Consider the following 13,369-nt stretch of genomic DNA (forward strand, 5'->3'; position numbering starts at 1 on the left):
CAAGCCTCATGCAGAACCCGTAACCCAATTGCGTTTAATGCCTGCGCTAGCTGCTGCAACAAACGATTCCTTAAGATCCACCGCGGCCCTGGGGCCGTGTGAACACCCAACCATCCGGTTTCACACGGGCACCTTTGAGCCCTCACGCAGGAGACGACACGTCATGCTGAGCTGGGACGAATTCGACAAAGAAGAAGAAGGCGAAGTAGCCACCAAAGGCGCCAACGCCGGCCACGCCACCGAAGCCAACATGGACCGCCTCGACGGTGCCGGCGCTGCTGCCGCCATCGAAGCCCGCGCCGTCACCGCCAATGACTCCGCCGCCATCGTGCGCGCCAAGGCCGCCCTGGACAAACTCGACGTCGCCGAAGGCCTCGCCGAACTCGAAGGCGCCTCCGCCCGCGTCGCCGTTGACGAAAAACGCATGATCAACTGCCGCGCCGACCTCAACCAACTCGTGCCCTTCAAGTACGACTGGGCCTGGCAGAAGTACCTCGACGGCTGCGCCAACCACTGGATGCCGCAAGAGGTCAACATGACCGCCGACATCGCCCTGTGGAAAGACCCCGAAGGCCTGACCGACGACGAGCGCCGCATCGTCATGCGTAACCTCGGCTTCTTCTCCACCGCCGACTCCCTGGTTGCGAACAACCTGGTGCTGGCCGTATACCGCCTGATCACCAACCCGGAGTGCCGCCAGTACATCCTGCGCCAGGCCTTCGAAGAAGCGATCCACACCCACGCTTACCAGTACTGCATCGAATCCCTGGCCATGGATGAAGGCGAGATCTTCAACATGTACCACGAGATTCCATCGGTGGCGAAGAAAGCGGCTTGGGGCCTGAAATACACCCGCTCGATCTCCGATCCGAAGTTCGAAACCGGCACCGTCGACACCGACAAGGAACTGCTGCGCAACCTGGTCGCCTACTACTGCGTGCTGGAAGGCATCTTCTTCTATTGCGGCTTCACCCAGATCCTCTCCATGGGCCGCCGCAACAAAATGACCGGCGTGGCCGAGCAGTTCCAGTACATCCTGCGCGACGAGTCGATGCACCTGAACTTCGGTATCGATGTGATCAACCAGATCAAAATCGAAAACCCGCATTTGTGGGATGCCGAGATGAAGGAAGAAGCGACCCAGATGATTCTGCAGGGGACGCAGCTGGAGATCGAGTACGCTCGCGACACCATGCCTCGTGGTGTTCTCGGCATGAACGCGGCGATGATGGAGGACTACCTCAAGTTCATCGCTAACCGTCGCCTGTCGCAGATTGGCTTGAAGGAAGAGTACCCAGGGACGACGAATCCGTTCCCGTGGATGAGCGAGATCATGGACTTGAAGAAAGAGAAGAATTTCTTTGAGACGCGTGTGATCGAGTATCAGACGGGTGGGGCGTTGAGCTGGGATTGATTCATAAGCCAAGCGACACCCAAGAGCCCTGACTTGTTCGGGGCTTTTTTATGCCTAATGGGTTGTGAAGGAAGCTTCGAGGTCGCCGGCCAGCCATTTCTTGAAGTACATCACGTCAAGCACCTCGCCCAGAAGGGTTCGGATCGCATCACCAATGCTGTAGCCTTGTGCCCCAATTGCCATCAGCGTTGTCACCGGTCGAGTGACCGGGAGGCGTTCACCGAAAGGCTTTACGCCAACATCGGTAGATTGGCACGGGAGTAGACTCCTGCTGTCACACCTGATGCACATTCAAAAAATACTAGATAGGACCGAGGCCAATCCGTGAATCCAGACATGCTCGAAGCCGGCCCCGCTGACGCCAAAGTACTTTCCGTCTTTGACTTCGACGGCACCCTCACCCACCACGACAGTTTCGTGCCCTTCCTCAAGTTTGCCTTTGGCACTGGCGCGTTTTACGGCCGGATGGTGAAGCTGGCGGTGCCGGGGCTGCGTTTTTTGGTGCGGCAGATCAGCCGGGATGAGTTGAAGGCGCAGTTGATTCGCACCTTTATGACCGGGGTGGAGAAGGTGTGGGTGCAGCAGAAGGCCGAGGAGTATTGCCAGCGCAATTGGGCGCGGTTGATGCGCCCGGCGGGCGTGTTGTCGGTGGAGCAGGAGTTGGGCTCGGGGGCGGTGGTGACGTTGTGTTCGGCGTCGCCGGCGCTGGTGTTGCAGCCGTTTGCCGATCGCCTGGGGATCCGCTTGATCGGGACTGAGCTTGAGGTGGTAGACGGGGTGTTGACCGGCAAGCTCACCGGGAATAACTGCCGCTGTGAGAACAAGGTGCTGCGACTTGAGGCGGTGTATGGGGACCTGGGGGAGTATCGGCTTAGGGCCTGGGGTGATACGCGCGGGGATCGGGAGTTGCTGGCGGCGGCGCAGGACGCGCATTTTCGGCATTTTCATGCGAAGAAGAAAAGGCGGGCTCGGTTGCAGCGGTGATGTGGGTCATTGGGCCATGTTGGCAGCTTCGATCAGATGCCCGAGCTCAGCGCCCGAGTAATGGTTGGTGATGCTGCCGTTTTTGTGCCCCAGCAGGGCCTTGTGATCTTCTTCGGTTACGCCAGTGCAGGTGTCACCTAAGTGATGGAGGTCATCTGGGCTAGGGGTGTACAATTCGCGCATTGAAAATGGAGAGTTTAATGCGCGGATTATTTTTAGTACTGGCCTTGTTAATGTCCTCATCGGCGCTTGCCGATAAAAGTCAGTTGGACGAATCTGTCTATTGTCCAAAGGCAGTTAAGGACACCTATCGCATTTTGTTTATTGGCGACAGTATTACCCGTCACGCGGTGAATCCTGGAACGATAAAAGATTTGAACTGGACGCATGTTTCTGGAATGGCTGCATCCTCACCCAAGACTGATTTTGTAAGTCTTCTGGTCTCAAAAATATCAAAAGAGCGAAAGCAGAAAGTAGTTGCTTGCTTTCACACCTATGGTAGCGGCGGTTCTGTGCCAAGTCGTATGGCGGCTATGGATCAGGTTGCCGATACCAAGCCAGATCTTGTAGTGGTTCAGCTTGGCGAACATGACGACGCGCTGGCCAACCCGTTACTTTTCCACCGACAGTACGCAACCCTTATCAGAACTGCGCGAGCCATGAGTACCAAGCCAAAGGTGATCGCCGTTGGCCCTTGGGCTCTCGTTCCTTTGAATGAAAAGGGTGAGTATTCTGACCCCGGCGCTGCAGCTGTAGACCGAGAGATGTACAACGTCGCGATTCAGGAATCGCTTGAATATCTCTCCGTCCGGGATCTAGCGCAGATTCCCGAGGCACATGGATGGGGAGGGTCTGACGGGGTTCGCTGGCACCCTAATGATTTGGGGCACGCGATGTACGCTGCAAGACTGTTCCGTCTCTACAAAGCTGTCCAGCCCTGAGAGACTAAGGTGTGGTAGAACGCCTGCCTGAAGCGGGCGCTCATACAACTATAAGAAGATTCGTAACCAGGAAGTTGACTATGTTGCTGAAGGATTCGAGCGTCGGGCTTGATTTTACAAGAATAGTGGCTTGCTTCATGGTTGTCGTTCTCCATGTTTCTGCCACTAGTATCATGGTTTTTGACGACAACTGGAAATACTCTAACGCGTTCGATTCTTTAGTTAGATCCTGCGTTCCACTATTTCTAATGATTTCAGGTGCGCTTCTTGTTAGAAAAGAACAGCCTGCCCTGGAATTCTATAAAAAAAGATTTATCAGAATATTTCCGCCACTGCTGTTCTGGAGTGTATTCTACGCTGCTTGGAAAGGCCACATGGGCATTGGTTACGGTAGCGTGATTGATTCTATAATTGCCGCCCTGAAAGGTCCCGTTTATTTCCACCTTTGGTATCTTTATGCAATCGTTGGTATATACGTAGCGATTCCTTTTATTGCCAAGATATATGCTAAATGTTCTGATACCGAGAAGAAATCATATATATTGATATGGCTGTTGATTGCAGGTCTGATGCCCCTGCTGTCGTACTTCATACCTGAGCTCTCCGGTTTGGATTCGGTTTACACGTTGCAATGGTTCTCAGGGTTGATTGGCTACGTATTCGTTGGCGCTTATGCGTTCGAGCGGGTGTTACGCCAGGATGTCAATATTTCTATACCTGTGAATTGTGCCGCGTTTTTAGCAAGCAGTATTGCAACAGCCATATTGACCTATGTGCTGAGCCTTTCAGAAGGAACGCCAAACCAACTGTTTTACTCTTATCTATCGCCGCTTGTGTTCATCTCAGCTTTTTCAGCCTTCAATATATTAGTGGCCGCTGGCTCACACTTAAACAAATACGCGAAGCCTATTTCCATGCTTTCCGGCTGCACGCTGGGCATCTACTGCGTGCACATATTTGTAATGAATAGATTTAGCTTGGTCTACGGGCCTATCATAGATGGTGAATCAATGGGGTGGGTGATCCCTGCACTATCACTGTCTGTGTTTGTTATTTCATTCTTGCCTATATACCTCATGCGGCTTTACAAGCCCGCCCGTAACTTCATATGAGATTGCGGTCTGAATAACCCATCGATGCAGATATAAGCACGCAGCCGGAAACCGAGTCGACCCCTTCGCAGCCTTGCCGAAGCTCGACAGCTCTCACATTTGAATGGTGGTGGGCTTAGATTGGGGCTTTCAGGTCTACGCCCAGCGCAGTAGCGAAGGCCTTTACCATCGGGCTTCTTGGCGCATTGTGGCGCAGGATCAGGTTGAACGCGGCGTTCAGGTGAACCTGCTCCGGGCACAACGTGCGCAGGCGCCCTTCCCTTACCAATGGCGCGGCGTAGTGCTCCGGCAGGAAGCCTAAGAAGCGGCCGGTGAGGATCAGGATGGCGACGGCTTCGACTTGGGAAGCCGACGCGGACTGGCTGTCGTAGTGGACGAAGTTGGGCTTGTCGCGGTGGATCGCGTAGCGATGGTTGACCACTTCGTATTGGCGCAGCACCTCGGGCGTGATGTCGCTCATGGCGAAAAGCGGGTGTCCTACGGCGCAGTAGGCGTGGGCTCTTTCTGGCTACATCATCGACCGCCTGGAAAAGCGCAAGCTGCTGATCCTGGCCATGCTTTCCAGCTCCATAGGTTTTCTGTTACTGACGTTTGCCAGCAACCTCTACCTCACCACCCTGACCCTGGTGATCACTGAAGCAGCCTCGGCGCTGTTCTTGATCGGTTCCAAGGCGATCATCAGCGAAAATCTGCCGGTGAGCGAGCGCGCCAAAGTGTTTTCCCTGCGCTACACGCTGACCAATGTCGGCTACGCCACCGGCCCCATGCTTGGCGTGGTGATCGCCGGGCAACTGCCCTGGGCACCGTTTTTGATCGCCAGTGCCATTGCCTTTGGCAGCCTGTTCCTGATGATCGGCATTGCGCCGACCGCACGGGACGCCAGCCATAAACCGCAAAGTTTTTTCAGCACGTTGCAGACCCTGCGCGGCGACCGCACGCTGATCCTGTTCACCAGCGGCAGCTTGTTGAGCACCATTGTCCACGGGCGCTACACCCTGTATCTGTCGCAGTTCTTGCTGGTGGCCTACAAGCCCGCAGCCGCATTGAAAATCCTCTCCGCAGTGCTGGCCTGCAATGCCATCACCGTGATTGTGCTGCAGTACCAGATCGGCCGCTTTCTCAAGCGAGAGCAGTTACGCCACTGGATCGTGCTGGGTACTGTGCTGTTTATCCTCGGGCTGACGGGGTTCAGCCTGGCGGACAGTCTGGCCGGCTGGTGCCTGGCGATGTTCGTGTTCACCTTGGGCGAGATGATCATCTACCCTGCGGAGTTCCTGTTTATCGATACCATCGCCCCCGATGCATTGCGCGGCAGTTACTACGGGGCGCAGAACCTAGCGGCATTTGGCGGGGCGATGAGCCCGGTGATTTGCGGGTACCTGCTGATCAATGCGCCGCCGGCCAGCATGTTTTATGTGCTGGCGGCATTGACCGCAGCCGGGGGAACACTGTGCTTCCTGAGTGGGCGACGGGTTGCAGGTTCTTGCTGATATTTGCGCAGGTTCTCGCTATTAATAGCTAAACCTCTCACGGACCCGAGCCCGATGAAATTCGACACGGCCTACAGCCTGAGTCTCGATGACAAACTGTCAATCTATGACGTACGAGACCTGAATTTCGACGAAACCGCCGATTTCGATTCTGACAGGGAGCGCTTTCTCTGCCCCAACGATGTGTGCCGTGCGGCATTTGATACGGGCAATACGCTGAGCACCTTCAACGCGAAAAACGTCAACTACCAGCGTACGCCCCATTTCAAGAACAAGACCAGCACCCGGCATATCGACGGTTGCCGCTACGCCAGCACCCATAAGAGCGCAACCGGTGAAAGCGATGACGAGCGCGAGGAAAATTTCCCATCAGAGTTTGTGCTCACACGACGTCAATACACACGTAGGAGCCTTCTGACAGGCGCCGAGAACGTCGCCCTGCAAGACCCGGTGAAAGCCCCCGCGAATCGTGTCTCCACACCCCACGCCAATAACGACACCACCCCGGATAAAACCAGCGTATTCGCCCACCCGGTGGAATGCTACGTGTCGAATATCGACGACAAGGACAAGCTCAAATCAATGCCGTTGAAAATCGGCGAGCACACGGCGACGTACTGGACGTTTTTCAAGAAAATCGAATACCTGCAAGACAACCAAGGCCTGATCTATTGGGGCAAGATCAAAGCCATCAAGGACTACACCAACAGTGTTCGCATCGATTTCGAAAAGAAGGTATGGCTCGACAAGAAGCCCTACTCCGTCAACGTCTACCTGAGCAAGAAACTGCTCGATAGCTACCGCAAGCGCACGGCATTCCTGGCGCAGATCAAGGCTGCGGCGGGCAGCGAACGACCGTTGTATTGCTTTTTCTATGGCGTGACGCCGCAGCTCAAGCAGGTACCGAGCCAGAAGAACCCCGAGCAGACGTTTGGGGTATTCAGCGCGAATATTGAAAACCTGGATCATCTGATCATCCGGGAGGCGCCGGGGATGGAGTAAACGCACACTGAAAACACCACCCATTGCCCTGAGTTGATGAGCGGTACAAACAACTGTATAAAAACACAGTATAGTTGTGCCTCCCCTGTCGAACCTGGAGAAATCCCCATGTCCTCTCTGGCAATGAGCTCTTACGTAGAACAGCAGATCGTCCTTCATCAATTCACCGCCAAACACTGCGCCCAGGCGCGCATCATATTGGGCTGGAGCCGCGAAGAGCTGGCCCGCGAGGCCGGCGTGGCGGTGCAAGCCATTCAACAATTGGAAAGCCACGGCGACGTGGATGATGACACTCGATTAGCCCTGGCATTTTGCCTGGAAGCGCAAGGGCTGGTGTTTTTCCCGGGGTTCGCACCGGGGTGGGGGATGAGTAAACGCCGGTTCGACAGCATATCGGCCGAACCGGCGGCGCCAGGCCTCCTCTCTCGATTGCTGGGCTCACCCGCTGCATCAAATGAGTCCCCCACTCCCCAACCGAATGGTGCGTAGAGTCCAGTCTGATCAGCGGCAACGCGATGGATTAACCCGCTTTCATGCTGCTTTCACGCAGAGGCTGAATCACATTCAGACGTTGCCTGCAGGCCCCTCAACCGCGTTATCTGCCATTACGGGTGCTGGCGTAAAGGGAGTGCCAGGGCGGAATGCCGGCTGTTTAATCGCCCGTGTGGCTTGCTCATAAACATAGGCCGCCGACAGCACTGTGGCATCGTTGTTAGCCGACCCGTAAAGGTAAAGCGCCGTTGGCATCCCCTCATCATCAAGGCCGGACGGAATGGACATTCCCGGGTAACCTGCCGCAGCGCTGAAAAAATAGTTGTTTGAGAGGAAGTTCGACACCATCGCATCGAGCCTGTGCTTTTTCATCGGATCATCGATGGTTTTCTGGAAAACCGGAATGACGGCCGCCCACAGCTTATCGCGCTGGTCCTGAGTGCTCACCAGGCCATTGATAAGCTCCAACACTTTCTGGTCGGGCTCACCGGGCTGCTGGTGACGCTTATTGAAAGCAATCAGCTCCGAAAGCGATTTGACAGGCAAACCCTCGCGCCCGGCGAGATACTCTTCCAGTTGGTGCTTGACGTCTGAAAATAATGCTTCGTTGTAATCGGCGTAGGTTTGCTCAGCGACGCCATCCTCCAGCGTTCCCACGGGCACCAGGATCGCACCTTGAGACTTCAACACCTCAAGCGCATCCGCGTAATGCTTACGGTCCGCCCGCTTCGCGGGGTCTTTGGCCTCCTCTACGGACAATTCAGGCACAGGTGTGTAGCCAATTCGCTTGCCTTTCAAGGCATCGGAGCGCAGTCCCTCGGTGTAAAGCGTGGTCTCGGTCATGGCGTTGAGCGCTTCTGCCGCATCGCAGACATTGCGCGTGAACGTGCCAATCGTATCCATGCGTGAACTGGTCATGACACCCTCGGTACTCAGCAAGCCCACGGAGGTTTTCAAGCCAAAAACGCCGTTGTAGGCCGCGGGAGTAGTGATCGATCCGTTGGTTTCCACCCCTAACGCCAGCGGTACATGCCCTTGGGCAACCGCTACGGCAGAACCTGAGCTCGAACCCGCTACCGTCCCGCCCAGGCGATGCGGGTTCAGCGTCTGGCCGCCTCGGGAACTCCAACCATCTACCGGTAATTCAGAGCGGAAGTTCGACAGCTCGCTCATGTTGGTTTTACCTACAACCACCACGCCGGCTTTCAGCAAGTTGTCCACGACCTTGGCATTTTGAGTGGCGGCCTTGCCCACCAGAGCCTTGGAACCGGCGCTTGTCTGCATCCGGTCCTTGGTTTCGAATACATCCTTGAGCGCGATCGGAACGCCGTGCAAATACCCGCGCACCTGGCCTTTTTCACGTTCAAGGTCCAGCGCCCTGGCTTGCTGGAGCGCGTCCGGGTTGGTTTCTATGAACGCGTTACCGCCCTGCAGCCCATGATCAATATTGGCAATTTGTCGGAACGTGTCTTTCACCAGCGATTCTGAGGTGACCCCGCCGCGGCTGGACATCTCCACAGCCATTTGACAGGCGCCCTTGAAGCCCTGCGGCGGATTTGAAAGCGCTTGCAACAGGCCTGTCGCCCACCCACCTGCCGAAACTGGTCCGATCATGGAAATCCCCCTAATTGACTGAAAGAGAGCTATCGGCCGATAACCCAACACGAGTCTAAGAGGCTGTTCCGGCGTCGCTATCCAGGCGAATCCTGCTGCCCGGTATGATCATTCCGTACCCGTCGTAGGCGCGACAGTTGATAGCAGCTGGCGGTAAGTTTGCAGCAGGACCTGCACGCGATCAGCCGCCCAGCGGGCCCCGTAAAACCAGAGTTGGGTGCCATCCTCCAGCGCCTGACAGGCGCTGGGGTATCCACTTCTGCGCGCCGCATGAAACGCCGCACTCTGAGCGTCTGACACCAGGGCATCCAAACGATGGCTGGCCACGAGCGCATCGATGGCCGTACCGGATTCGAGAGGGTCGTCCGTACGCGGCGCGTCCACTGCGACTAATTGCACACCCGCTTGACCGAGGATAACGAAGGCACGGTGCAAGGTTGCATGCTGGTCCGTGGGTTCAAAATGCCCACCGCGTACATAGCGGATGGCATAGCCGATGCGCCACCCCGCCAGCACAGGGGAGGCAGTAAAAGCGCTGTTGTTTTGCACCAGGGGCACTTCAACCATCACCGGCCCAGTGGGGTCGACACCACTGAGGGCAACCAGTGATAACGCGGGGTCTCGCGTGGGCTTGATCATTGGAGGCAAGGCGTTATAGCCGGGTATGAGTACCGTCCCCTCAGCGCGTCCTGCACCGAAAACGATAGCACCGGGGCTGGCGTTATCGGTTCGCGCCTGGGTGACGGTTGAAGAACCAGGATCGGCATGCTCGCCTGATACGGCGAGCGACGATGCCGAGAGGCACGGCATGCCCAATCGCCAGAGTTTCTTGCAGTCCTCGTTCATTGCAACGCCCCTCGAAATTAACTTTCCGACGGATCATCGCACTCTCTTCTGACGTTTGTCGCAGAGTCGAAACACCCTGAAAAACACCTTTTTCACAGGCTCTTTAGCTAACCCGCAGCCTGTTCTTTCACGTCCTGAGTCTCTACCTCCAACCACCACGCATGCCCTCGTTCGGGCTGGTTGAGCCGGAACGCTTGCCCCATCGCCGGCGTAGTAATCGACACGTTGCGCTCCCAGGCCAGCGCCATGATGCGGTCGAACGGCTCGTGCCAGGCGTGAAACGCCAAGTCGAACGTACCGTTGTGAATCGGTAGCAACCAGCGGCCCCTGAGGTCGATATGCGCCTGCAATGTTTGCTCCGGTTGCATATGCACATGAGGCCAGTCGACGTTATAGGCGCCGGTTTCCATCAGGGTCAGGTCAAACGGTCCGTATTGCTCGCCGATCCGCTTGAAGCCGTCGAAATAACCCGTGTCGCCGCTGAAAAAGATCCGCCGCGCGTCATCGATCATCACCCAGGAACACCACAGGGTCTGGTTGCCGTCAAACAGGCCACGCCCGGAAAAATGCTGCGCCGGCGTGGCAACAAAACGAATGCCATCGACCTCGGTGCCCTGCCACCAATCCAGTTGCCGCACCTTGGCGGCGTCCACCCCCCATTTGACCAGGGTGTCTCCCACGCCTAAGGGCGCAAGAAAGTACCGCGTCTTGGCGGCCAATTGGATCACAGCCGTGCGGTCGAGGTGGTCGTAGTGATTGTGGGAAAGGATCACCGCTTCCAACGGCGGCAACTCCTCCAGGCTGATCGGGGGTTGGTGAAAGCGCTTGGGGCCGGCCCAACTGAACGGTGAGGCGCGTTCGGCGAACACGGGGTCGGTGATCCAGAATTTACCGCGCATTTTCAACAACACGGTTGAATGGCCCAGGCGGAACACGCTGTGATCAGGGGCTGCCACCAAGTGCTCGCGGGTCAGGGGTTGTACCGGGATGTTGCCCACAGGCCTTGTGGTGCGCGGCTTGTTAAACAACATGTTCCAAAAAATACGCAAGGTCTTGCCAAAGCCACCGTGGGGCACCGGCGCGTCGTTGGTGAAATGCCCCTGGTCGCGCTCGGCAGGCCTGGGCGCAGTGGATGTCGGGCCAACACGGGTTGAAATCGTAGCCATTACAGAGTGACTCCTGCGTCCGCTCATAAATTACACTGCACAGTGTAGTTTCTACATTGCAACAAAACCCTAAGCAAGTAAACTGCCGAGTGTAATTTCATTTTTGAGCCGAACGCCTTCCATGACTGCCTCCCAACGCCTCACCGACCGTAAACGCGAAGCCATCGTGGCGGCGGCCATCGCCGAATTTCGCGAGAATGGCTTCGAGGTCACCAGCATGGACAGGATCGCCGCCACGGCCGGGGTTTCCAAGCGCACGGTCTACAACCACTTCCCCAGTAAAGAAGAGCTGTTCGCCGAAATACTCCACCAATTGTGGGCCAGCAGCGCCGCGCAACTGGATGTGGCGTACAGCCGCGACCAACCACTGCGCAATCAACTGCGCGGGTTGCTGGAAGCGAAAATGAAGATGATGGCGGATGCCAACTTCCTCGACCTGGCACGCGTGGCCATCGCGGCCACTATTCATTCGCCTGAACGGGCCCAAGACATGGTCAACCGCTTGAGCGAGCGCGAAGAAGGCTTTACCCAGTGGGTTCGCGCCGCCCAGGAAGATGGCCGCCTGAGTTGCAAAGACCCGGCGTTCGCGGCTCACCAGATACAAAGCCTGCTCAAAGCCTTTGCGTTCTGGCCGCAGATCACCCTTGGCCAGCCTACCCTCGACGCAACGTCCCAGGCTCATGTGATCGAATCGGCGATTGATCTGTTCCTTGCAGGCTATGAGGTCAGTCCGCCGCAGTAGCACAATGCCGCCATTGGTCGCCTCGCTAGAAATGTGCCGCCCCGAAGGCGAACTTCCTGGCAGGCCGATCACTCTGAACCCGTTGTTCCACCCCCCTCTGTCAGCACAAGGAGCTGGCAATGAGCAAGTCAACCGTGAGGCCCAGGTGCCCTACGGGGTCAGGCGCATTTACATGGATCCCTCATACGCATGCCTGCTCGAGCTTCCGATCATGCTATTCAACGCTCACAAAAAAACCATCTCCGCCTTGCAACACACCACTGCGCAACAGGCCAGCCTGCTGGACGCCATCGAGCGCTCGATGGCGGTTATCGAATTCGATGTGCAGGGCACCGTGCTGCGCGCCAATGACAATTTCTTCAAGACCCTGGGCTACCGCGCCGACCAGATCCTGGGCCAGCCCCACCGGATGTTCTGCACACCGGCGTTTGCGCGCAGCGCCGACTACAACCAGCTGTGGACACATCTGCGCAACGGCCAATTCCAGTCCGGCACCTTTGAACGGGTAGGCGCCAACGGCGCATCGGTGTGGCTGGAAGCCAGCTACAACCCGGTACGCGATGAAGCCGGTCGCGTGGTCAAAGTGGTGAAGTACGCCATGGACGTCACCCCCCGCCTGCAAGCCGAAAGTGAAGCCAATGCCAAGCTGCAAGCCATCGACCGCGCCATGGCGATGATCGAATTCAACCTCGATGGCACCATCATCACCGCCAATGCCAACTTTCTGCAGCGCATGGGTTACAGCCTGGCGCAGATCCAGGGCAAGCATCACCGCCTGTTCTGCGCCCCGGCGCTGGCCAGCAGTCCAGCCTATAGCGAGTTCTGGAAGCGCCTGAACCAGGGTGAACTGTTCAGCGGCCAGTTCGAGCGGGTGGACAAGCACGGCAATACGCTGTGGCTGGAGGCCAACTACAACCCGGTGTACGACGCCAGCGGGCGCCTGTGCAAAGTGGTGAAGTTCGCTTCGGACGTTACGGCCCGTGTGCAACAGCATGCGGCCGACGCGCAAAGCGCTGCGCAGGCTTATCACCTGTCGCTGAACACCCAGGACATGGCCGAAAAAGGCGCCGAGGTGATTCAGAAAACCGCCACCGGCATGCGCGACATCGCCGTTGATATCGACGCCTCTTCGCAACTGATCGCCAAGCTGGGCGAGCGGTCGCAACAGATCACCACCATCGTCAACACCATTCGCGGCATCGCCGACCAGACCAACCTGCTGGCCCTCAACGCCGCCATCGAAGCGGCCCGCGCGGGCGAGCAAGGCCGCGGCTTTGCCGTGGTGGCCGATGAAGTACGCCAATTGGCGGCGCGTACCAGCGGCTCCACGGCGGAAATTTCCGGCATGATCGCCATGATCCAGGACGAAACCCGCCAGGCTATCGACAGCATGGACGCCACCCGCGACCGTGCGGCCCAGGGCGTGGAACTGGCCAACCAGGCCGGTACGGTAATCCTGCAGATCCGTGAAGGCACCAGCGAGGCGGTACAGGCGGTGAGCGCGTTTGCCAACGAGCGGGGCAACCGCTGACGGCTTCTTCATGTGCGGGCCGAGGGCTGGGTCTA

11 protein-coding genes and 3 pseudogenes are annotated in these 13,369 nt (G+C 57.2%); 10 read left to right on the top strand and 4 right to left on the bottom strand.

The window, feature by feature from the left end:
- Nucleotides 1–163 precede the first annotated feature (163 nt).
- The 5 genes and pseudogenes from C4J86_RS20035 to C4J86_RS20055 all read left to right on the top strand — a co-directional run bounded on the left by C4J86_RS20035 (nucleotide 164) and on the right by C4J86_RS20055 (nucleotide 4,451).
- Nucleotides 164–1,414, top strand: coding sequence for a ribonucleotide-diphosphate reductase subunit beta (locus tag C4J86_RS20035; protein ID WP_124364060.1), 1,251 nt, complete (start codon nucleotides 164–166; stop codon nucleotides 1,412–1,414).
- A 60-nt stretch (nucleotides 1,415–1,474) separates the two neighbouring features.
- Nucleotides 1,475–1,678: pseudogene (locus tag C4J86_RS20040) on the top strand (HNH endonuclease); the annotation flags it as partial.
- Between the two features lie 72 nt (nucleotides 1,679–1,750).
- Nucleotides 1,751–2,398: an HAD-IB family hydrolase gene (locus C4J86_RS20045; protein ID WP_124371616.1), complete on the top strand. Its 648-nt coding sequence runs from the start codon at nucleotides 1,751–1,753 to the stop codon at nucleotides 2,396–2,398.
- A gap of 200 nt (nucleotides 2,399–2,598) precedes the next feature.
- Nucleotides 2,599–3,339 (top strand): SGNH/GDSL hydrolase family protein, encoded by a 741-nt coding sequence (locus tag C4J86_RS20050; RefSeq protein ID WP_164487785.1) that lies wholly within the window; start codon nucleotides 2,599–2,601, stop codon nucleotides 3,337–3,339.
- A gap of 80 nt (nucleotides 3,340–3,419) precedes the next feature.
- Nucleotides 3,420–4,451 (top strand): acyltransferase, encoded by a 1,032-nt coding sequence (locus C4J86_RS20055; protein WP_124371618.1) that lies wholly within the window; start codon nucleotides 3,420–3,422, stop codon nucleotides 4,449–4,451.
- 115 nt (nucleotides 4,452–4,566) lie between these two features.
- Here C4J86_RS20055 and C4J86_RS20060 read toward each other — a convergent pair.
- A pseudogene (locus C4J86_RS20060) lies at nucleotides 4,567–4,956 on the bottom strand (LysR substrate-binding domain-containing protein); the annotation flags it as partial.
- A 1-nt stretch (nucleotide 4,957) separates the two neighbouring features.
- Here C4J86_RS20060 and C4J86_RS20065 point away from each other — a divergent pair.
- The 3 genes and pseudogenes from C4J86_RS20065 to C4J86_RS20075 form a co-directional block, all read left to right on the top strand.
- A pseudogene (locus C4J86_RS20065) lies at nucleotides 4,958–5,941 on the top strand (MFS transporter); the annotation flags it as partial.
- Nucleotides 5,942–5,995: 54 nt separating this feature from the next.
- The gene (locus tag C4J86_RS20070) at nucleotides 5,996–6,943 is read left to right on the top strand and encodes a hypothetical protein (protein WP_124371619.1); all 948 of its coding nucleotides are present in this window, start codon (nucleotides 5,996–5,998) and stop codon (nucleotides 6,941–6,943) included.
- Between the two features lie 108 nt (nucleotides 6,944–7,051).
- A complete protein-coding gene (locus C4J86_RS20075; RefSeq protein ID WP_124371620.1) occupies nucleotides 7,052–7,432 on the top strand; it encodes a helix-turn-helix transcriptional regulator in 381 nt (126 codons plus the stop codon).
- 75 nt (nucleotides 7,433–7,507) lie between these two features.
- Here C4J86_RS20075 and C4J86_RS20080 read toward each other — a convergent pair whose 3' ends face one another.
- The 3 genes from C4J86_RS20080 to C4J86_RS20090 all read right to left on the bottom strand — a co-directional run bounded on the left by C4J86_RS20080 (nucleotide 7,508) and on the right by C4J86_RS20090 (nucleotide 11,061).
- Complete coding sequence (locus tag C4J86_RS20080; protein ID WP_124372464.1) at nucleotides 7,508–8,959, bottom strand: amidase family protein; 1,452 nt, start codon at nucleotides 8,957–8,959, stop codon at nucleotides 7,508–7,510.
- A gap of 198 nt (nucleotides 8,960–9,157) precedes the next feature.
- Nucleotides 9,158–9,895 (bottom strand): hypothetical protein, encoded by a 738-nt coding sequence (locus tag C4J86_RS20085; protein WP_177413163.1) that lies wholly within the window; start codon nucleotides 9,893–9,895, stop codon nucleotides 9,158–9,160.
- A 107-nt stretch (nucleotides 9,896–10,002) separates the two neighbouring features.
- Complete coding sequence (locus C4J86_RS20090; protein ID WP_124368072.1) at nucleotides 10,003–11,061, bottom strand: MBL fold metallo-hydrolase; 1,059 nt, start codon at nucleotides 11,059–11,061, stop codon at nucleotides 10,003–10,005.
- Nucleotides 11,062–11,182: 121 nt separating this feature from the next.
- Between C4J86_RS20090 and C4J86_RS20095 the strand changes: the two genes are divergently transcribed.
- A complete protein-coding gene (locus tag C4J86_RS20095) occupies nucleotides 11,183–11,803 on the top strand; it encodes a TetR/AcrR family transcriptional regulator (RefSeq protein WP_124371621.1) in 621 nt (206 codons plus the stop codon).
- Between the two features lie 211 nt (nucleotides 11,804–12,014).
- On the top strand, nucleotides 12,015–13,334 hold the full coding sequence (locus C4J86_RS20100; RefSeq protein WP_124371622.1) for a PAS domain-containing methyl-accepting chemotaxis protein: 1,320 nt from the start codon (nucleotides 12,015–12,017) through the stop codon (nucleotides 13,332–13,334).
- The last annotated feature ends 35 nt before the right edge of the window (nucleotides 13,335–13,369 follow it).

The organism is Pseudomonas sp. R2-7-07, assembly GCF_003852355.1.
Taxonomy (GTDB): Bacteria; Pseudomonadota; Gammaproteobacteria; order Pseudomonadales; family Pseudomonadaceae; genus Aquipseudomonas.